The organism is Amycolatopsis sp. M39, from assembly GCF_001651785.1.
Taxonomy (GTDB): domain Bacteria; phylum Actinomycetota; class Actinomycetes; order Mycobacteriales; family Pseudonocardiaceae; genus Amycolatopsis; species Amycolatopsis rubida.
Map to the genome: position 1 here is coordinate 73402 of NZ_LWSF01000021.1, position 20061 is coordinate 93462.

Genomic DNA, 20061 nt, shown 5'->3' on the forward strand with positions numbered 1-20061 from the left:
GGCAGACCAGCAGCGCGGTCAGCACGATCACCGGCTGCTCGCTGCCGGAGTAGGCCGCCATCGGCTGCAGGGCCACGACGGCGAGCAGGAAGATGATGGTCAGCGTGGACAGCAGGATGGTCAGCGCGATCTCGTTCGGCGTCTTCTGCCGGGAAGCGCCTTCCACCAACGCGATCATCCGGTCCACAAAGGACTCGCCGGGCTTGGTGCTGATCCGCACCACGATCCGGTCGCTCAGCACCGTGGTGCCGCCGGTGACCGCCGAACGGTCGCCGCCGGACTCGCGGATCACCGGAGCGGACTCGCCGGTGATCGCCGATTCGTCGACCGTCGCGATGCCTTCGACGACGTCGCCATCACCCGGGATCACCTGTCCGGCCTCGACCACCACCCGGTCGCCGACGCGCAGATCCACACCGGGTACCTGCTCCTCGGAGCCGTCCTCGGTGAGCCGCCGCGCGACGGTCTCCTTTTTGGTCCGCCGCAACGATTCCGCCTGCGCCTTGCCCCGGCCCTCGGCGACGGCCTCGGCCAGGTTCGCGAACACGACGGTGAACCACAGCCACACCGCGATGAGGATGGAGAACACGCTCGGGTCAGTGATCGCGAAGACGGTGGTCAGGACCGAACCGGCCCACACCACGAACATCACCGGGTTTTTGAGCTGATGGCGCGGGTTCAGCTTGCGCAGCGCGTCCGGCATGGACGACCACAACTGCTTCGGGCTGAAGACCCCGGCTCCGACTCTGCCAGCGTTTTCGACATGGTGCCGCGTCTCCTCTTCCGGAGTCCGCTCTTGCGTGATGGTCATGCCAACGCCTCCGCGATGGGCCCCAGCGCGAGCGCCGGGATGAACGTGAGGGCCGCGACGAGGACGACGGTGCCGGTCAGCAACGTCCCGAACAGCGGCCCGGTGGTGGGCAGCGTGCCCGAGGTTTCGGGAACTTTCTTCTGCGCGGCAAGCGAACCGGCCAGGCAGAGCACCGCGACGATGGGCACGAACCGGCCGAGCAGCATGGCCACCGAGAACGACGCCTGGAACCAGTCGCTGGTCGCGGTGAGGCCGCCGAACGCGCTGCCGTTGTTGTTGCCGGTGGACGCGTAGCCGTACAGGACTTCCGACAGTCCGTGCGGGCCCGGGTTGCCGAGCGCGTCGCGCGTGCCCGGGATCATCAAGGCGATGCCGGACCCGAGCAGCACCACGACGGGCATCGCCAGCATCGAGATCGCCGCGCAGGTGACCTCGCGCTTGCCGAGCTTCTTGCCCAGGTACTCCGGCGTGCGCCCGACCATCAGCCCGGCCAGGAACATCGCGATCACGGCCATCACGAGAATCCCGTACAGCCCGGTGCCGACACCGCCCGGCGAAACCTCGCCGAACAGCATGTTCAGCAGCGTCCCCCCGCCGCCGAGCCCGGAGAGGCTGTCGTGCGCGCCGTTCACCGCACCGGTCGAAGTGCCGGTAGTGGTGTCGGCGAACAGCGACGTGCCGCCGATCCCGAACCGCTGTTCCTTGCCTTCGAGATTCGCCCCCGCGGCCAGCGCCGCCGGGCTGTTCGTGCGCGCCTCGGAGGTCCAGATCACCGCGAGCATCGCCGTCCACAGACCGGCCATCACCGACAGCAGGACGTAGCCCTGCTTGCGGTTGCCCACCATTCGCCCGAAGGCACGGGTGAGGCAGACCGGGATCACCAGGATCAGGAACATCTCGATGACGTTGGTCCAGACGTTCGGGTTCTCGAACGGATGCGCGGAGTTGGCGTTGAAGATGCCGCCGCCGTTCGTGCCGAGTTCCTTGATCACTTCCTGGCTCGCCGCCGGGGCCAGCGCGATCGTGCTGCGGCTGCCGTCCGGGTTCGTCACCGCGACGCCGGAGCGCAGGCTCTGCACGACGCCGAGCGCCACGAGGACGAGCGCGAACACGAACGCCATCGGCAGCAGCACGCGGATCGTGCCGCGGGTCAGGTCGACCCAGAAGTTGCCAAGCCGGTCGGTGCGCGAGCGGATGAACCCGCGGGTCACCGCGATCGCCACGGCGAGCCCGACGCCCGCGGAGAGGAAGTTCTGCACGGTGAGCCCGGCCATCTGGACGAAGTGGCCCATGGTCGTTTCGGGCGTGTAGGACTGCCAGTTCGTGTTGGTCACGAAGGAAACCGCGGTGTTGAACGCGACGGCGGGCGACACCGGCCCGCGGCCGAAGTTCCACGGCAGGATCGATTGCAGCCGCTGCAGCAGGTACAGCAGGATCACCGAGACGAACGAGAAGCCGAGCACGCCCGAGGCGTAGGTCTTCCAGTGCTGTTCGGTGTCCGGATCGACCCGGACGATTTTGTACAGGGCTTTCTCGACCCGCAGGTGCTTCTCGGCGGAGAAGACGCGGGCGAGGTAGTCGCCGAGGGGTTTGTAGACCACCGCGAGGGCGACCAGGAGCACGCCGGCTTGCAGGAAGCCGGCCGCGACGTCACTCATCTCAGAATTTCTCCGGCCTCACGAGGGCGACGAACAGGTAGCCGAGAAGGCCGAGCGCCAGCAGTCCGCCGACGATGTTGGCCACGGTGCCCGCGCCGCTCACAGCTTCTCCAGCCCGCGCAGGACACCGGCGAGCACCACGAACACGCCGATGAGCAATAGGGCGTACAGCAAATCCGCCACGAGGCACCTCTCAGGAAGGGTCACCCGGCATGGGATGACCGTCGGTCGAGAGCCACTGTGCGGTCGTCGCGGAGGGTGAGCACCCGCGCCTGACGCCTCCTTGACGCCGCGACCTGGGGCCGTTTACGCGATCTTGACGGCTGGTGACCCGGGCCACTGCGTCAAGCGCCATCCGGGTTAGCGGGGCCACGTGACTTTCCGTAGTTGGTGGGTGACTTGCGGCACAGCTGGTAGCGGATCAAGGACAGAGAGTGCAATTCGGGCAGACAACGATCGGGGGTCCGTGTTACACCTGAGTAACCAATAGTTGTAGCAACTAACTAACTAACTCCGGGAGGTCTCGTATGTGCGGAATCGCGGGCTGGGTTTCCTACGACACCGATCTCACGCAGCAGCAGGAGATCGCGGACGCGATGACCGAAACCATGGCCTGCCGAGGACCCGACGACCGCGGAACCTGGGTCCGTCGCTCCGTCGCTCTGGGGCACCGCCGGCTCGCCATCATCGACCTGCCGGGCGGACGCCAGCCGATGAGCGTCAAGACCCCGAACGGCGAAGTCGCGATGGTCTACAGCGGCGAGGCGTACAACTTCTCCGAACTTCGTGAAGAACTCACCAAACTGGGCCACCGCTGGGAGACCGACAGCGACACCGAAGTCGTGCTGCACGGCTACCTGCAATGGGGCACCGAGGTCGTGGACCACCTCAACGGCATGTACGCGTTCGCGATCTGGGACGAACGCGACCAGAAGCTCGTGATGATCCGCGACCGGATGGGCATCAAGCCGTTCTACTACTACCCCACCCGCGACGGCGTCCTGTTCGGTTCCGAGCCGAAGGCGATCCTGGCGAACCCGTTGGCGCGCAAGGTGGTCGACAGCGACGGCCTGCGCGAGCTGATGGGCTTCACGAAGCGGCCGGGCTGGTCGCTGTGGAAGGACATGTACGAGGTCGACCCGGCCACCGTCGTGACGGTGACCCGCGAGGGCATCAACACCCGCACCTACTGGAAGCTCGACGCGAAGGAGCACACCGACGACCAGGAGACGACGGTCGAGCGCGTGCGCGAGCTGATGACCGACATCGTCCACCGGCAACTGGTCGCCGACGTCCCGCGCTGCGTGCTGCTGTCCGGCGGCCTCGATTCGAGCGCGGTCACCGGCCTGGCCGCCGCGCGGCTGTCCGAAGAAGGCGAGCAGCTGCGCACCTTCTCGGTCGACTTCTTCGGGCAGGAGGAGAACTTCCAGCCGGACGAAATGCGCGACACCCCCGACTCGCCCTACATCCGCGACGTCGCCAAGCTCGTCGGTTCCGCACACCAGGACGTGATGCTGAACCCGGCCGACCTGAGCGACCCGGAGGTGCGCCGCAAGGTGCTGCGCGCCAGGGACATCCCGTCCGGTCTCGGCGACATGGACACGTCGCTGTACTTGCTGTTCAAGGCGATCCGGGCGGAATCGACGGTCGCGCTGTCCGGCGAATCGGCCGACGAGGTGTTCGGCGGGTACCGCTGGTTCCACGACGAGACCGCGGTGAAATCGGACACCTTCCCCTGGCTGGCGTTCCGCAACAGCCTGATGGAGAACCGCGGTTCGCTGCTCGAACCCGGCCTCGCCGCGAAGCTCGACCTGGATTCCTACATCGACGACCAGTACCGCACCGCGGTGTCCCAAGTGGACTTGCTGGACGGCGAATCCGAGCGGGAGTCGCGGATGCGGGTCATCTGCAACCTCCACCTGACCCGCTTCGTGCGGCAGCTGCTCGACCGCAAGGACCGCATGTCGATGGCGGTGGGCCTGGAAGTGCGCGTGCCGTTCTGCGACCACCGGCTCGTGGAGTACGTCTACAACACGCCGTGGTCGCTGAAGACCTACGACGGCCGGGAAAAGAGCTTGCTGCGGCACGCGACGAAGCACGTGCTGCCCGCGTCGGTGCGGGACCGGGTGAAGAGCCCGTATCCCTCCACTCAGGACCCGGGGTACGCGATCGCGTTGCAGCAGCAGATCAAGGAAGCCTTGGCGCAGAAGGACAATCCGGTGTTCCAGATGGTCAGCCGGGAGTGGCTGCGGCAGTCGGCGGAGACCGACCCGGCGGCGATCAGCCAGGCGCAGCGGGTCGGCATGGACCGGGCGCTGGACCTGCACCATTGGTTCGACATGTACTCGCCGGAGCTGGAACTCACCTGACCCGCCGCTCGCCCGCGAGCATCCGGCCGGACCGCGTGGTCCCGCTGGCGTAGGTGAGGGGAACCGTGAGGGAATCTGATTCCCTCACGGTTCCCCTCACCTACGTTCGCACTGGCCCGGCTGGGACCAGCGGGCAGGGCCGCCTCGTTGGGGCGCTTGCGGGAGGACGCGGTCAGAAGTCCAGGTGCGCGTCGATCTCCGTGCCGCGGACGTCGAGTTCCGCACCGGCCCCGCTCAGCAGCCGCTGTGCCGCCGCATTGTCCACAGTGGTCGTCGCGACGAACTTCGCCGCGCCGCCGTCGCGGGCCGCGTCCAGCAGTACCGCGGTCACCTTGCGGCCGATCCCGCGTCCACGCGCCGACCGGCCCAGCCACACCCCGGCCTCGACCTCCAGCGCGGCCCGTCCGGACACCGGCCGCAGCCGGGCCGCCCCGCGGACGCGGCCGTCGACTTCCACGACCCACGTCGTTTCGATGGCGGTGTCCGGATTGAGCGATCGTCGGCGGTGAAACGCGAGAAACGCTTCGCGGCGGGCTTCGGTCCAGCCAGCGGGACCTTCCACCGGCGGCATGACCTCGGCCGGTTCGGCGTCGGCCACCGCGGCTTCCAGAAGCCGCTCCAGCCCCGGCTCGTCGAGCGGGATCAGCACGATCTCGGATTCTCCGGATCCAGGCACGCCCCGCAGCTTGGCACGCGAGGCCGTCCCGCGCTACCCGATCGGCACAGTCGTTACCAGGGAACCGGCTTGCCGAAGCGGTCGAGAAACCGCAACCCCGGCTCGCCTGCCCGCGCTTCCAGCACGTCAACGACCGCGGGCACGCTTTCCTCCGGCAGCAACGGCGCGTCCGGACCGCCGAGCCGCGTCCGGTTGTGGCCGGGGTCGATGAGCAATGCGGTGCGCCCGTCCGCCTCGTGGCGAGTGGCGTAACTGCGCATGAGCTGGTTGAGCGCGGCCTTGCTCGCCTTGTACAGCTCGTATCCGGGCTCGACGTTCATCGAGATACTGCCCTGTTCAGACGACATCACCGCGACCGTGCCGCCCGGCGCGACCAGATCGTGCAGTCCTTCGAGGACTCTCAACGGGCCCAACGCATTGGTGATCATCACTTCGGCGAACATCTCGGCGGGCACTTCGCTGATCGGCAGATTCCCTCGGTCGATCGCCGCGTTCACGAAGAGCAGATCGAGCGGACCGTCCACTCTCTCGCGCAGCGCGGCGATCTGTGCGTCGTCGGTCATCTCCAGCTGCTCGGTCCGCATTCCCTCCCGTGGCACCGATCCGTCGCGGGTCGTCGCGATGACCTCCCACCCGCGCCGGTCCAACTCCGTGACCAGCACCAATCCCAAGCCCCGTGAAGCCCCGACCACCAATGCCCGGCGTACCGCCATGACCCCTCCTTTGTTTAGACGCAACGTCACGTCTAGACAGTAGCACGGTAAGGTGCCCGGTATGCCCGCAGTCAATTCCCAGCCCCGCAGGGCACGCTCCGGCAACCGGCGCGACGAGTCCGCGCGCCTGGCGGTGCTCCACGCCGCCGACGACCTGCTGGTCGAGCACGGCTTCAGCGCACTGACCGTCGAAGCGATCGCGCGCCGGGCCGGCGTCGCGAAGCAGACGATCTACCGCTGGTGGCCGTCGAAGGTCGAAATCCTGCTGGACACGCTGATCGAGGACAGCGAGAAGCGCCTGCCGGTGCCGACGGAACTCCCGACTGCCGACAGCATCCGGGCCTACCTCCGCGACTTCGCGCACTTCCTCGCCGAAGACCCGGCGGGCAGGTGTCTGCTCACCTTGCTGGCCGAAGCGCAGCACGACGCGGGGACTGCCGCACGGTTCCACGAGCGTTACCTGGAGCCGCGGCAGATCGCCGAGCGCGAGATGCTGACGCGGGCCGCCGAGGCGGGCGAGATTTCTCCGGTGCTGGATCCGGAAGCCACCATGGCCGCTCTGCTCGGGCCGATTGTCTACAGCGCACTAACCGGGGATTCGGTACCGCGGGACTTGGCGGATACGTTGGCGGAGAAGCTGCTTCGCCCGCGAGGCTGACTTAACCAGCGGATTCCGACATTCAGGTGAACCTGCCAGGTTCCGTGTCGTTCCGTGCCTTGTTCGGAGTTGGATTTTCTCCGCGCACAGCCGATCGAGGGGCACGGAGGGGATCGCTGGCATGGCAGACGACTGGTACACGGACGAATTCGGCCGCAGGCGCCGCATTCCCAACGGCGACGGGCGAGGGCGCCGCGGCGGCGGGGCAATCGTCGCGGCGGGAGTCGCCGCGGTCATCGGTGCAGGTGGGGTCACCGCATTCGGCGGCGGTGCCGCGGTAGAGGGAGGCGCGGGTGTCGCCGCGGAGGCACTGCCCGGCAACCTCGCGGGGACGTCGTCGATTCGCTGCCCGGCCGTTCTCCCTCGGCCAGGAAAACCGAGGGCCGGAAATCCGCCCAGCGAGGGAAATCAGCCGAAACATTCAGCAGGTTCAAGCTCAAAGAGCTGAAGCGGACGGTGAAACGCGACCTGAAGTGCCTGCTCAATTCGACGGGCAAGGTGCAGGAATTCTTCCTCCGCACCCCGTGCACTTCGCTCGTCATGCGGTTGTACGCAGTCGGCGACGGCCACGGCAACGCGGCGGTGCTTTCCGTAGCCTGGATCGGCTTCCGCACCAAAAAAGACGCCGTGGCCTTCGAGCGGGTCGAGCAGGTGCAAGACAACGGCGATGTGACTCCGCTCGGCGGCGCGCTCCTCGGATTGGCCGGCTTCCGCTTCACCGGCCACCACTACCACGCGAGGCCGCGCGGGCGGACGATGGTCATCGGCGAGGCAGACACCGCCACCGGTCGCTTCGATGCCGAAGAACTCGACGCTCTGGCCGAGGTGGTCGCCTACTTCCCGAAACCCTGACCTATCGCCGCACCTCCGCGACCCGCACCGGGCGGTTCTCCCTCCGCGAGACCTCGCACGCCTCCGCGATGTAGAACGCCTCCAACGCATCCGCCGCCCCGGCAGGCGACGGGATCCGCCGGGCGGCAACATCCAGGAACGCCCGCAGCTCAGCGGCATAAGCCGTCCGGAAGCGCTCCATGAACCCTGGATACGCGGGTCCCGGCAACGGCCCGAAGCCCGGCTCCACCGACCGCAGCGGAGCCTGCTCGTCCAAGCCCACCACGGCGTTGCCCAGCGAACCGAGGGCCTCGAAACGCACGTCGTAGCCCGCGCCGTTGTAGCGCGTCAGCGAGACCGTCGCCAGGGTTCCGTCGTCGAGAGTCATCGCGACAGCTGCGGTGTCGACATCCCCGGCATCCGCGAAGAACTGCTCGCCTTTGTTGCGCCCCAAGGCGAAAACCTCCTCGACCTCCCGGCCGGTCACCCACCGGAGGATGTCGAAGTCGTGCACCCCGCAGTCCCGGAACAGACCACCGGAATGCGCGACGTAGGCGGCGGGCGGCGGCGCCGGGTCCAAGGTGGTCGCCCGGACGCTGTGCAGCCAGCCCAGTTCACCGCTCTCCACCGCGACCCGCGCGGCCTGGTAGCCCGCGTCGAACCGGCGCTGGAAGCCGATCTGCACCGGGACCTCCGAGTGCGCGATCCGGTCGATCACCGCGAGCGTGCCGGGGATGTCCGCGGCGACCGGCTTCTCGCAGAACACCGGCACCCGTGCGTCGACCGCCTGGATGATCAGCTCCGGATGCGCGTCCGTGGCCGCCGCGACGACCAGGCCGTCGAGACCAGACCGGAACAGCGCGTCGATGCCTCCGGCCGCCTCGACGCCGAGCCGACCGGCGACCGACTGGGCTCGCGCGGGATCCACGTCCGCGACCACCACCGACGCGACCTCGTCGAATCCCGCGAGTGTTTCCGCGTGCGCGGCACCGATCCGTCCGGCCCCCGCCAGTCCCACCCTCATCGCTGCGCCTCCCCTGAGCCAGGCCCCGTGGTCTCCCGCACGACCAGGGACGGATGAAGCAGATGCCGCACCGGTTCAGTGCGTTCACCGCGTACGCGCTCCAATAGCGCGTCGAAAGCCAGTCGCGCCATTTCCGCGCGCGGCTGGTCCACTGTGGTCAGTGAAATGTGCCGCAAGGAAGCCAAGGACGTGTTGTCGTAGCCGACCACCGAAACATCCGCCGGCACCCGCAACCCGTGTTCCTCAAGCGCCGAGATCGCGCCGACCGCGTTGAAGTCGTTGCCTGCCAGCAGCGCGGTCGGTGCCGGAGAATACGAGGACAGCAATTCTCGCACGGCTTTCTCGCCCGCAGTGTCGGTGTGTTCGCTGCGCACCACGATCGGCTCCAGAGCGTGCGCCCGCATCGCCTGCCGGAAACCTCGTCGCCGGGCCGCGGCACCGGCCGCTCCTCCGCCGTCGAGGTGCGCGATCCGGCGATGTCCCAGCTGGACCAGGTGCTCCACCGCCAACGCCGCGCCAGCCTCGCCGTCGTCGTTCACGGTATCCACAGTGGACAACCGAGAAGTCCGGGACACCAACACTACCGGACACTGCCGTGCCGCAGCCTCGATCGCGGCGGCCGGAACCACCGGCGACAACAACACGACGCCAGCCGGGCGGAACGACAGAAGACTGCGCAACGCCGCACCCTCCCGGGAAGGCATCCGCCCGCCGGTGTTGAGGATCAAGTCGAAACCGGCCGCTTGGGCCGCCGCGTCCAGCCCTTCCACCACGTCGGCGAAGAAGGCGTTGCGCAGGTCGTTCACCATCACACCGAGCACCGTCGACGTCCGGCTCGCCAGCGACCGCGCCATCACGTGCGGCGAATAGCCCAGCTCCTCGGCCGCTTTCACCACCGCCGCGCGTCGCCGCGCCGAGACGTTCGGCGCGTTGCGCATCACCAGCGAAACCAGTGCCCGGGAGACCCCGGCTCGCGCGGCGACGTCCTCCATGGTGGGCTTCCCCATCGCGAAACCTCCCCGGAGAAGCGCTTGACGCGACGGGTCGGACGCTACAAGCTTGGAGCGCTCTAATCAAGGGCCCGTCCCCCGACCGGAGAGGGATCCATGACCGCGAAGATCCGCGTCGCCGCCGCCCCGATCTCGTGGGGAGTCTGCGAGGTTCCCGGCTGGGGCCGGGTGCTCGAAGCCCCGGCGGTGCTCGGCGAGATGGCCGCGTTGGGCGTCACCGCAACAGAATTGGGCCCGCCCGGCTATCTGCCGCGCGAACCGGCCGAGCTGAGGAAGCTGCTGGAAAGCCACCGGCTCGACCTCGTCGGCGGCTTCCTGGCCGTACCGCTGCACGAGAATCCGGACGCGGCCATCGCCGAAGCGGAAGACTCGGCCGCGCTCTTCGCGGCTTGCGGCGGCGGCATGCTCGTCCTCGCGGCCGCGACCGGCCTCGACGGTTACGACGAACGGCCCATCCTCACCGACGCCGAATGGTCCACTTTGGTCCGCACGGCAGGCAAGATCCGCGACCTAGCGGCAAAACACGGCCTCCGAACCGTCTTGCACCCGCACGTCGGCACGCACGTGGAAACGCGGGCCGAGGTCGAACGTCTCCTCGCCGGCTCGGATCTCCAACTCTGCCTGGACACCGGCCACCTGATGATCGGCGGCACCGACCCGGTCGCGCTCGCCCGGCGGCATCCGCGGCGGATCGGGCATCTGCATCTCAAGGACGTCCGCGGCGAACTGGCGAATGCCGTCCGAGCAGGCGAACTGCCGTACGCCGAAGCTGTCGGCAAGGGTCTCTACGTGCCGCTCGGCGAGGGCGACGTGGACATCGAAGCCATGGTCCGCTCCGTCGCCGAAGCAGGCTACGACGGCTGGTACGTCCTGGAGCAGGACACCGCGCTGAGCGACGACAGCCCGGTGGACCGCCCTGGCCGCGACGTCGCGACGAGTCTTTCGTATCTGCGCACCATCACCGGCTGACGTCGGAAAACAAGCGAGGAGAGACAACGATGTCCCATCGCTGGGAGCGCGCACGACGCTCCGGCCGCGCGGTGGCGAGCCTGCTGGCCGCGGGCTTGCTGCTGGCGGCGTGCACCGGTCCGGCCGCCGAACCGAAGACGACCGCGCCCGGCGCCGCGCCGACGCCGTCCGGACCGCTGAAGGTCTCGGTGATCACCCACGGCACCGCGGGCGACGCGTTCTGGAACGTGGTGAAGAACGGCGCCGAACAAGCGGGCAAAGATCTTGGCGTCCAGGTCGAATACACCTCCGACGGCGACCCCGGTGCGCAGGCGAAGCTGATCGACAACGCAGTCGCGCAACAAACCGGCGGGCTCGTGGTGTCGATGGCGAATCCCGAGGCGCTGCGTCCGTCCATCGAGGCCGCGGTACGTGCCGGGATCCCGGTGATCACCATCAACTCCGGCGAGGACAAGAGCGCGGCGTACGGCGCGCTCACGCACGTCGGGCAGAACGAGTCGATCGCCGGGCAAGAGGCCGGGAAGAAGTTCGAAGAACTCGGCAAGCACAAACTCCTGTGCGTGATCCACGAAGCCGGGAACGTCGGGCAGGCGCAGCGTTGCGACGGCGCGAAGACCGGGTTCGCCGGCACCGTGCAGACGCTGCAAGTGGACATCTCCAACCCGACCGACGCCGAGTCCCGCATCCGAGGCGCGGTCCAGGCCGATTCGTCGATCGACGCGGTCCTCACGCTGAACTCGCAGGTCGCGGCTCGTGCGGTGAGCGCGGTCAAGTCGGTGAATTCGAAGGCGCAGGTCGCCACGTTCGACCTCAACTCCGACGTGGTGGCCGCGATCAAGGCGGGCGAGGTGCTCTTCGCGGTCGACCAGCAGCAGTACGAACAGGGCTATCTCCCGGTGCAGTTCCTGAAGCTCTACCGGGACAACGCGAACGTCGTCGGCGGCGGAAAACCGGTGCTCACCGGACCCGACCTGGTCGGCAAATCCACAGTGGACAAGGTCGGCCAGTACGTGCGAAGGGGCACCCGATGACGACCCTCGACGAACGGCTGGAGAAGCCGCGGCTGACCGACCGATTGGTGATCCGCCCGGAGATCGGCGCACTGCTCGGCGCGGTCGTGGTCTTCCTGTTCTTCACCTTCGCGTCCGACAAGTTCTTCAGCGCCAGCGGAGCCGCGACCTGGCTGGACGACGCGGCGACGCTGGGCATCATGGCGGTGGCCGTGTCGCTGCTGATGGTCGGCGGCGAGTTCGACCTGTCGGCGGGCGTGCTGACCGCGTCCACCTCGCTGGTCACCGCGATCCTCGCCACCCAAGCGGGCTGGAACGTGTGGCTCGCGCTGCTCGTCTCGCTGGTCTTCGCGCTGACGGTCGGCGCGTTCAACGGCTGGCTCGTGATGAAGACCGGGCTGCCGAGCTTCATCGTCACCCTCGGCACTTTCCTCGCCCTGCAAGGCTTGAACCTCGGCGTCACCCGGCTGGTGACCGGCACCGTGCAGGTCTCCGGCATGCGCTCGACCGACGGCTACGCCTCCGCCGGTTTCGTCTTCGCCTCCACAGTGGACGTCGGTGGCACCCCGTTCCAGATCTCCATCGTCTGGTGGCTCGGCGCGATCGCGGTGGCCGCGTGGCTGCTGGTCCGCACGCGCTTCGGCAACTGGATCTTCGCGGTCGGCGGTTCCGCCACGAGCGCCCGCTCGGCCGGCGTTCCGGTGGTGCGCACGAAAATCCTGCTGTTCATGGGCACCGCACTGGCCGGCTGGCTCGTCGGCTCGATCAACATCCTGCGGTTCGCGAGCGTCCAGGCGAATCAGGGCATCGGGCTGGAATTCCAGTACATCATCGCGGCGGTGATCGGCGGCTGCCTGCTGACCGGCGGGTTCGGCTCGGCCGTCGGCGCGGCGATCGGCGCGCTGATCTTCGGCATGGCGCGCCAGGGCATCGTGTTCGCCGGCTGGGACAACGACTGGTTCATGCTGTTCCTCGGGATCATGCTGCTGGCGGCGGTCCTGGTCAACAACGCTCTTCGGCGGCGCGCGGAAAGGGTCCGGCGATGAACGCTCTCCTCGAAGTCAAGGATGTCGGCAAGCGTTACGGCACCGTGGTCGCGCTGCGCGAGGTGTCCACTGTGGTCAATCCGGGCGAGGTCACCTGCGTGCTGGGCGACAACGGCGCGGGAAAGTCCACTTTGATCAAGATCCTCGCCGGGGTGCACCAGCACGACGAAGGCGAGTTCCTCGTCGAAGGCGCGCCGGTGCGGTTCGCTTCGCCGCGGGAAGCGCTGGACCGCGGAATCGCCACGGTGTACCAGGACCTCGCGGTGGTGCCGCTGATGAGCGTCTGGCGCAATTTCTTCCTCGGCTCCGAGCCGACCGTCGGGTTCGGCCCGTTCCGCGCGCTGGACCGGCGCACGGGCCGGGAGCTGACCAAGAAAGCCCTCGCCGATCTCGGCATCGACCTGCGCGACGTCGAGCAGCCGGTCGGCACGCTGTCCGGCGGCGAACGACAGTGCGTCGCGATCGCCCGCGCCATCCACTTCGGCGCGAAGGTGCTGATCCTGGACGAACCGACGGCCGCGCTGGGCGTGAAGCAGGCCGGAGTGGTGCTGAAGTACGTGGCCCAGGCCCGCGACCGGGGCCTGGGCGTCGTCCTCATCACGCACAACCCGCACCACGCGTACCCGGTGGCCGACCGCTTCCTGCTGCTCAAACGCGGCACGGCGCTCGGGTCCTACGAGAAGCCGGAGATCGAGCTGCCCGAGCTGACGCGGCAGATGGCGGGGGGCGCGGAACTGGAGGCGCTGGAACACGAGCTGCGGCAAGCCGAATAGCTCACAAGACTTTTTCCAGCCAAGGCCGCACCACCGGAACCACAGCGGCCGCCTGCATCGCGCTCATGTGGTCCAGCCCGTCCAGCACCTCGACGGTCCACCCGCGCGCCTCCAGTTCGGCGCGCTCGCGGACCAGCGGCCCAGCGATGTCGACGGTCACCCCGCCCCACCGCTCGCTGTACACGATCCGATCCTCCGAACCCGCGAAGCACAACCGCGGGCACGACAGCTCGACCGCCCGATCGTCGAAATCCTGCAACGCCTCGTACAACGTCACGAACTGCTTCGTCTGCCCGGTGGACAACGTGACGTCCACCGAGTCCCAATCCCCCGGTTCGCCTTTGCCTTCAGCAGTGGGCCCGGCCAGCGCCATCTCGTGCGTCGCCTGGGTTACCGCGTGCATTGCCGCATACGGGCCGTCCACCGGCGGATAGCCGCCCATCACCAACGCGTCCAGCCGATCCGTGCGCAACGCCAGCTGCAACCCGGAAAGCGCCAGCCACGAGTACCCGTAGTACGAGAACCGTTCCGCCCCGACCGCGTCCGCGACGGCCAGGAAATCCGCCGCGACGACGTCCGGCGTCAGCTCGGCGGGATGCGCCATCCGGTGCCCCTGGTAGTCGAAGGCCACCACCCGGAACCCGGCGAATCCTTCGATCAGCGAACGGCCCAGCTCCGGATCGGCGCCCCATTGCCGGGCCGCCTCGGCCTCCGGCCCTTCGGCAGGCCGGGGGTCGACCGGGAGCAGCAGCACCGGCCCGTCCCCGCGCACCTGCGCTTCGATCCGCGTTCCGTCGTGCAGAGTCGCTTCAGCCATCTCATCTCTTTACGTCGTAAAGTATCGCCGGACACGAGGGTACTATACGACGTAAAGAGATGTCGAATCAGCTGGTGACGGCGGGCGACGCGGCGTCGGAGACCAGCTTGCGCGGAGCCCCGGACCCGTCCGCGGGCACCGACCACACGGCGTTCTCCAGGCCGTAGAGAATCGTGTGGTCGTCCTGCCAGAGCGCTTGGTCGTCGACGCTGCGGGGCTCGGCGAGCGCGGTCTCCCGCATCGTCTTGAGGTCGAGCACGGACAGCCGCCAGACGCCCTCGCCGACCTTCTTCTTGAACGCGATCCGCGTTTCGTCCGGCGACAGCGACGGGCATTCCACGTTTTCCCGCAGCGCTTTGCCGCGGTAGGTGTCGTAATCGCCTTCGATCAGGTATGTCTTGCCCTTGGTGCCCAGCGTCGAGTAGAACCGCTTGCCGTCCTTGCTGAACGTGATGCCCCAGTAGTTGACGTCGGCGGAGAAGTACCGTTTCCCCTCGACCAGGACCGGCATCTCTTCGATCGTTTTCTCCAGCTCGCCGTTGTCCAGCTGGTAAATCCCGGCGCGGGTCGAAAACCCGGTAGCGGCATAGGAATCACCGGTGACGAACACCGTCCAGTACACCCGCTTGCCGTCCGGCGAAACGCGCGCCCGGCTCGGCGTCCCCGGCAGGTAGTCCTTGTGCGTGGTGGCGAAATCGCGGTCGAGGATGCTGAAATCGCTGACCGCGGGCAGCGTGCCGGGCCGCACCGCGAGGCACATCCCCGTCGACGCGGATACGGCGAACCGGTCGCACTTCAGATCGCTGAACTTCGGTGCGGCACCAGGATTCGCGAGCGGAACGACGCCGACGTTGCCCGTCTTCGTGCTGCGAAAGAACAGCTGCCCCGGCGCGAGCGAAAGGTGCTCCACCTTCGCGGGCTCAGCCGGACTGGGCCGCGCGGCAACCGTGTAGACCACCGCCGCGGCCGCGAGCACCACAGTTCCGGCAACAGCGAGAAGGACCTTTTTCATGGGCGCACCGGCCTTGCGAAAGCGGCGCCGAGCGCCACGACAGCGAGCGCTCCGGCCGCCACGAGGACTGCGGGCCGCAGATCCCACAACGTCCAGGCAAGTCCGAAGAGGACAGACGAAAGCATCCGGGCGGCAGCCTGTCCAGTTTGGACCACCGCGAGACCGGTCGCCCGGAGATCAGCGGGCACCAACGGTCCGGCCGCGGCCATCAAAACCCCGTCGGTAGCCGCGTAGAACACGCCGTGCAGCCCCAACGCGAGAGCCGCGAGCCAGAATCCGGACACCGGCCCGCACAACGCGACCAGCGCGGCGACGAGCGCGACGTGCCCGCCGAGAAACACCGGCCAGCGACCGATCCGGTCGGCCAGCTTGCCCAGCGGAACCGCCAGCACCAGGTACACCCCGGCGGTGCCCAGCGGCAACAGCGGGAAGAAGGTCGCCGCGACGTCCCACCGCCGCTGAAGCACCAGGTACACAAAGGAATCGCCGAGCGTCACGAACCCGAGCAGCGCCGCCCACACCGCCACGCGGCGGAAACCCCGCTCGCGCAACAGCCCGAACGCCGCCCGCACGGACACCGCGGCCCGGTCGGCGATTTCCTGCTTGTGGTCACCGACGAACAGCACCAGGAGCATTACCGCGATCGCCGCGACGCAGAAGCTGGTGAAGAACACCGAGGTGTAGCTGCCGAGGCTCAGCGCGAGCACGGCCATCGCGACGAGCGGGCCGAGGAAAGCGCCGACGGTGTCCATCGCGCGATGCACGCCGAACGACCGGCCGAGCGTGTGGGGCTCGCTGCTGAGCGAGATCAACGCGTCGCGCGGGGCGGTGCGCAGCCCCTTGCCGGTGCGGTCGGCGGCGAGCACCACTCCGATCGCCGCGACCGACGAACCGGCCGCGACCAGGCCGAGCTTGCACACCGCGGACAGGCCGTAGCCGAACCCGGCGACGGCCTTGAGCCTCCGCCACCGGTCCGCCAGATGCCCGCCGAGCACGCGGACCACGGCGGTGGCCCCCGCGTAGAGCCCGTCGAGCAGGCCGAACTGCAGCGGATTCAGCCCGAGGCCGAGCACCAGATACAGCGGGAGCACCGCGGTCACCATCTCCGAGGAGATGTCGGTGACCAGGCTGACCGCGCCGAGTGCGACGACGTTCGCCGACACCCGGCGCAGGCCGGCCTTCCGCTCGGTGCCCGCCGCGACGTCCGAACTGCGGCTTGCCGCGATGTACATGCCCGGCCCCTAGTTGTGGCAGGTGTAGGTCGGGCTGCTGTCCTGGACCTTGCCGTCGAGACCGATCAGCTGCTCGGAGAACGTGGTGTCGGTCATCGTCAGCTTCAGCACGCCGAAGGTGTCCTTGAGCAGCTTCGCCGTGGTCGCGTGCGGGGTGTGGATCGGGTACGGGTTCGCCCCGCCCATGCCGCCGATGATCTCGACCGGGCCGGCCGGATCCGATTTGCCGCTCGCGTTCTGCGGGAAAAAGCGCTCGTAGTGGTGGTCGTGGCCGTTGAGGATCAGGTCGACCTTGTTCTGCGCGAACAGGTCCCACAGCTGCTTCGACCCGCGCTCGTCGCCGTGGTCGCCGGAGCTCCACCGCGGATGGTGGTAGTACGCCGCGACGCAGCCCTTGGTGTTCTTCGCCAGGTCCTGCTTGATCCAGTTCATCTGCTCGGTGTCCTTGAGCTCGCCGCCGTCCTTGTCGTCGACGAAGCCGTTGGAGTCGAGCGCGATGAAGTGCCAGTTGCCCATTTCCCAGCTGTAGTACCGCTTTCCGTTCGGCGTGGCGATCTTGCCGAAGTACTGCTCGTAGGCCTTGAACGGCGTGTCGTCGTCGTAGGTCTCGTGGTTGCCGGGGACCGGGTGCGTGATGCTTTTGAACTTGCCCCAGGTCTTGTCGTAGTAGTCCTTGAAGTTCTGCAGGGTCAGGCCGACGTCGTCGGAGTCGTACTGGTTGTCGCCCATGGTGATCACCGCGGCGGGGTTCATCTGCTGGACGAGCTTCGCGGTCTTCGGGTGGATGCAGCTGGAGCTGCTCGCCGTGCACTGCTCGGCGATGTCGCCCGCCGCGGCGAGGACGAAGGTGTTGCCCGCGGTCCCCGGCTTCGTGTGCACCTTGACCGCGCCGCTGGCCGGCGAAGCGTTGCCGGCGGCGTCCTTCGCGCGGACGGTGTAGGTGTAGCCGGTGTCCGGCGAAAGGCCATTGTCAGTGTAGGACGTGCTCGTGCTGGTGGCGACGGACTTGCCGTCCCGCAGCACCTCATACCCGCTGACGCCGACGTTGTCCGTCGCGGCAGCCCAGGTCAGCCCGACGCTGTTCGAGCCGATCTCAGCCGCGGCGAGATTCGACGGAGCGGTGGGCGGCTGGGTGTCGCCGGACGAGTCCGGCGTGCCGTACGCCTGAAGCTCCCACAGCGAGTAGCCGTACTTCGTGGCGCGCTGGGTGCCGACGAAGCGCAGGAACCGGCCGTGCCCGGACAACCCGGTGAGATCGTCGGTGCCGCCGTCGCCGTTGGTGATCGTGGCGACCGGCTTGAAGTTCTCGCCGTCGTCGGAGATCTCGATGCGGTACTTCTTGGCGTAGGCCGCTTCCCAGTCGAGCTTCACCCGGTGGATCGTGGCGGCCTGCCCGAGATCGACGCGCAGCCACTGCGCGTCGGCGCTGACCGCACTGGCCCAGCGGGTCTTGAGATTCCCGTCGACGGCGTTCTCGCCGCTCAACGCGGACGTCTCCAGCGTGGACGTGCTGACGGGTTTCCCTTGGGACAGCAGCACATCGGCGGCAGCGGCACTGGCGTCGCGCGCGGGCGAGACCGCGGCGGGCAGCAGCACCACTGCGGCCGCGGGCAAGGCGAACCGGGCGAGACTTCGGACACGGGACGAGGACACGTCGCACTCCTTCGGGCCGGACGGGAACAGGGCGGCGGCGTTACGGTTCTGCGGCGTCTCGTTGCGTTAAGAAAGTTTCCTAACTAAAACGGCAGAGTAGCGGGCCCGGTTTCTCCCGGCAAGCCCGGAACGCCCGTGAAACGATCAAGCCCCCGGCTCGCCGCCCCGGTCACCGGAACGCCCGCTTCGCCCTCCGGAAGGTCCGTGAGGGGATCAGATTCCGTGAAGGTGGCCCTCACGGACCTTCAGCGCTCCAGCAGCCGCCGCACTTCCCGCACCGCGGCGCGCCCGGCCCGGTTCGCCCCCACCGTACTGGCCGAAGGCCCGTACCCGACCAGATGCAGCCGCGGCTCCGCGACCACGCGAGTCCCGTCCATCCGGATCCCGCCGCCGGGCGTCCGCAGACGCAGCGGTGCCAGGTGATCGACCGAGGCGCGGAACCCGGTCGCCCACAGGATCATGTCCGCGGGCTCGAAGCCGCCGTCCTCCCAGACGACCCCGTCGGCGACCAAGCGCGAGAACATCGGCCGCCGGTCGAGATATCCCGCCTCCCGGCCCGCGAGCACCTGCGGCGTCACCGGCAGGTCCGTCACGCTCACGACACTCTCCGGCGGCAGCCCGGCCCGCACCCGCTCGTCGACCTTCGCGACCGCCATGCGTCCCCAGTCCTCGCTGAACTCTTCCTCCCGCCACACCGGCGGACGCCGCGTCACCCACACCGTCGAACGGGCGACCGGACCGATCTCCATCAGCAATTGCACCGCCGACGTCCCGCCGCCGACGACAACCACGCGCCGGCCGCGAAATTCCTCGGCACCGCGGTAATCCGCCGTGTGCAGCTGCCGTCCGGCGAAGCTGCCGGGGTAACGCGGCCAGAACGGCCGATCCCACGTCCCGGTCGCGCTGATCACCGCGCGCGCCGCCCACGTCTCCGCGGGCGATTCGACCACCAGCCGCTCCCCCGCGCGCCGCACCGCGGTCACGTCGACCGGACGGTGCACCGGCAGGTCATACGTCTTCTCGAAGCGCCCGAAGTACTCCGACACGGCCTCGCTCGCCGGACGCGCCGGATCCGGGGTCCCGAACGCCATCCCCGGCAGGTCGTGGATCCCGTGCACCTTGCCGACCACCAGCGACGGCCACCGGTACTGCCACGCCCCGCCCGCGCGTTTGCCGTGGTCGAGCACGACGAACCCGCGTTCGTTGGCGAACCCGGCCCGGCGCAGGTGATACGCCGCCGACAGTCCGGCCTGCCCGGCCCCGATCACCACGACGTCGGTCTCGTGATCCGCAGTGCTCATACAACGTTCAACAATTGCCCGCGCCTGGTATTTCCGGCTCAGACCGCCACCCGGTTCCGCCCGCCGTCTTTCGCCCGGTACAGCGCGGCGTCGGCCGACCGCAGCACCTCGTCGAGTGTGTTGCCCGCCTGCGGATAGCACGCGACCCCGACGGACACCGACAGTCCGCTGATCCGCAGCGGACCTCCCACCGCGACGGTCAGCTCCCCCACCGCGACCCGCACCCGTTCGGCGATCCCGAGCACGTCCGTGTCGCCGGTCGCGGGCAGCAGGACCACGAATTCCTCACCGCCGAACCGGCCGACGGTGTCGCTTTGCCGCACCGAAGCCTCGATCGCCACCGCCACCGCCGCCAGCACCTCGTCGCCGGTGAGATGCCCGTACGTGTCGTTGATGCGCTTGAAGTGGTCGAGATCGATCATCAGCACGGCGAACCCGCTGCCGGTCCCGCGCCGCCGGGCCCGGGTGAATTCGCGGGTCGCCAGCTCGTGCCAGCCC

The 20061-nt window shown here is 68.5% G+C and carries 19 protein-coding genes and 1 pseudogene; 7 read left to right on the plus strand and 13 right to left on the minus strand.

Annotation, left to right across the window (positions count from 1 at the left end; genetic code table 11):
* From A4R44_RS51060 to kdpF, 3 genes and pseudogenes are all read right to left on the minus strand, one after another.
* Positions 1–811, minus strand: a pseudogene (locus A4R44_RS51060) (potassium-transporting ATPase subunit B); the annotation flags it as partial.
* On the minus strand, positions 808–2469 hold the full coding sequence (gene kdpA / locus A4R44_RS32875; protein ID WP_067589279.1) for a potassium-transporting ATPase subunit KdpA: 1662 nt from the start codon (positions 2467–2469) through the stop codon (positions 808–810). The gene kdpA and the pseudogene A4R44_RS51060, both read right to left, overlap by 4 nt.
* 1 nt (position 2470) lies before the next feature.
* Entirely contained in the window at positions 2471–2572 is a 102-nt protein-coding gene (gene kdpF, locus A4R44_RS32880; protein WP_037358287.1) for a K(+)-transporting ATPase subunit F, read from the minus strand.
* Between the two features lie 424 nt (positions 2573–2996).
* On the opposite strand from kdpF, the gene asnB reads away from it, so the two are divergent.
* Positions 2997–4838 carry an asparagine synthase (glutamine-hydrolyzing) gene (gene asnB / locus A4R44_RS32885; protein WP_067589281.1) on the plus strand — a complete coding sequence of 614 codons (1842 nt, stop codon included), beginning with the start codon at positions 2997–2999 and terminating at the stop codon, positions 4836–4838.
* A gap of 172 nt (positions 4839–5010) precedes the next feature.
* Here asnB and A4R44_RS32890 read toward each other — a convergent pair whose 3' ends face one another.
* Both A4R44_RS32890 and A4R44_RS32895 read right to left on the minus strand, forming a co-directional pair.
* On the minus strand, positions 5011–5514 hold the full coding sequence (locus A4R44_RS32890) for a GNAT family N-acetyltransferase (protein WP_232791885.1): 504 nt from the start codon (positions 5512–5514) through the stop codon (positions 5011–5013).
* Between the two features lie 53 nt (positions 5515–5567).
* Positions 5568–6227 carry an SDR family NAD(P)-dependent oxidoreductase gene (locus A4R44_RS32895; RefSeq protein WP_093577187.1) on the minus strand — a complete coding sequence of 220 codons (660 nt, stop codon included), beginning with the start codon at positions 6225–6227 and terminating at the stop codon, positions 5568–5570.
* 61 nt (positions 6228–6288) lie between these two features.
* Here A4R44_RS32895 and A4R44_RS32900 point away from each other — a divergent pair, with 61 nt between their 5' ends.
* Together A4R44_RS32900 and A4R44_RS32905 are read left to right on the plus strand one after the other, a co-directional pair.
* Complete coding sequence (locus tag A4R44_RS32900; RefSeq protein ID WP_067589287.1) at positions 6289–6885, plus strand: TetR/AcrR family transcriptional regulator; 597 nt, start codon at positions 6289–6291, stop codon at positions 6883–6885.
* 456 nt (positions 6886–7341) lie between these two features.
* On the plus strand, positions 7342–7737 hold the full coding sequence (locus A4R44_RS32905; RefSeq protein ID WP_232791886.1) for a hypothetical protein: 396 nt from the start codon (positions 7342–7344) through the stop codon (positions 7735–7737).
* A 1-nt stretch (position 7738) separates the two neighbouring features.
* On the opposite strand, the gene A4R44_RS32910 is transcribed toward A4R44_RS32905, so the two are convergent.
* Both A4R44_RS32910 and A4R44_RS32915 read right to left on the minus strand, forming a co-directional pair.
* Complete coding sequence (locus A4R44_RS32910; RefSeq protein WP_067589289.1) at positions 7739–8740, minus strand: Gfo/Idh/MocA family oxidoreductase; 1002 nt, start codon at positions 8738–8740, stop codon at positions 7739–7741.
* Positions 8737–9747, minus strand: coding sequence for a LacI family DNA-binding transcriptional regulator (locus A4R44_RS32915; protein ID WP_067589291.1), 1011 nt, complete (start codon positions 9745–9747; stop codon positions 8737–8739). Before A4R44_RS32915 ends, A4R44_RS32910 begins: the two co-directional genes overlap by 4 nt.
* Positions 9748–9846: 99 nt before the next feature.
* On the opposite strand from A4R44_RS32915, the gene A4R44_RS32920 reads away from it, so the two are divergent.
* From A4R44_RS32920 to A4R44_RS32935, 4 genes are read left to right on the plus strand one after another with little or no spacing between them, the layout of a single operon-like run.
* Entirely contained in the window at positions 9847–10719 is an 873-nt protein-coding gene (locus tag A4R44_RS32920; protein ID WP_067589293.1) for a sugar phosphate isomerase/epimerase, read from the plus strand.
* 29 nt (positions 10720–10748) lie between these two features.
* A complete protein-coding gene (locus A4R44_RS32925; protein ID WP_067589295.1) occupies positions 10749–11750 on the plus strand; it encodes a sugar ABC transporter substrate-binding protein in 1002 nt (333 codons plus the stop codon).
* Positions 11747–12775, plus strand: coding sequence for an ABC transporter permease (locus tag A4R44_RS32930; RefSeq protein ID WP_067589297.1), 1029 nt, complete (start codon positions 11747–11749; stop codon positions 12773–12775). The genes A4R44_RS32925 and A4R44_RS32930 overlap by 4 nt, the downstream gene beginning before the upstream one ends.
* The gene (locus tag A4R44_RS32935; RefSeq protein ID WP_067589299.1) at positions 12772–13548 is read left to right on the plus strand and encodes an ATP-binding cassette domain-containing protein; all 777 of its coding nucleotides are present in this window, start codon (positions 12772–12774) and stop codon (positions 13546–13548) included. Before A4R44_RS32930 ends, A4R44_RS32935 begins: the two co-directional genes overlap by 4 nt.
* Position 13549: 1 nt before the next feature.
* Here A4R44_RS32935 and A4R44_RS32940 read toward each other — a convergent pair whose 3' ends face one another.
* The 6 genes from A4R44_RS32940 to A4R44_RS51065 form a co-directional block, all read right to left on the minus strand.
* The gene (locus A4R44_RS32940) at positions 13550–14365 is read right to left on the minus strand and encodes an alpha/beta fold hydrolase (protein WP_067589301.1); all 816 of its coding nucleotides are present in this window, start codon (positions 14363–14365) and stop codon (positions 13550–13552) included.
* A 67-nt stretch (positions 14366–14432) separates the two neighbouring features.
* On the minus strand, positions 14433–15377 hold the full coding sequence (locus A4R44_RS32945) for a PD40 domain-containing protein (RefSeq protein WP_067589303.1): 945 nt from the start codon (positions 15375–15377) through the stop codon (positions 14433–14435).
* Positions 15374–16609, minus strand: a complete 1236-nt coding sequence (locus A4R44_RS32950; protein WP_067589305.1) for an MFS transporter — start codon at positions 16607–16609, stop codon at positions 15374–15376. Before A4R44_RS32950 ends, A4R44_RS32945 begins: the two co-directional genes overlap by 4 nt.
* 9 nt (positions 16610–16618) lie before the next feature.
* Entirely contained in the window at positions 16619–18262 is a 1644-nt protein-coding gene (locus tag A4R44_RS32955; protein WP_095213781.1) for a discoidin domain-containing protein, read from the minus strand.
* Between the two features lie 245 nt (positions 18263–18507).
* Positions 18508–19563, minus strand: coding sequence for an NAD(P)-binding domain-containing protein (locus A4R44_RS32960; protein ID WP_067589307.1), 1056 nt, complete (start codon positions 19561–19563; stop codon positions 18508–18510).
* Between the two features lie 38 nt (positions 19564–19601).
* On the minus strand, positions 19602–20061 hold a 460-nt coding region (locus A4R44_RS51065; protein WP_232791887.1), incomplete at its 5' end, for a GGDEF domain-containing protein.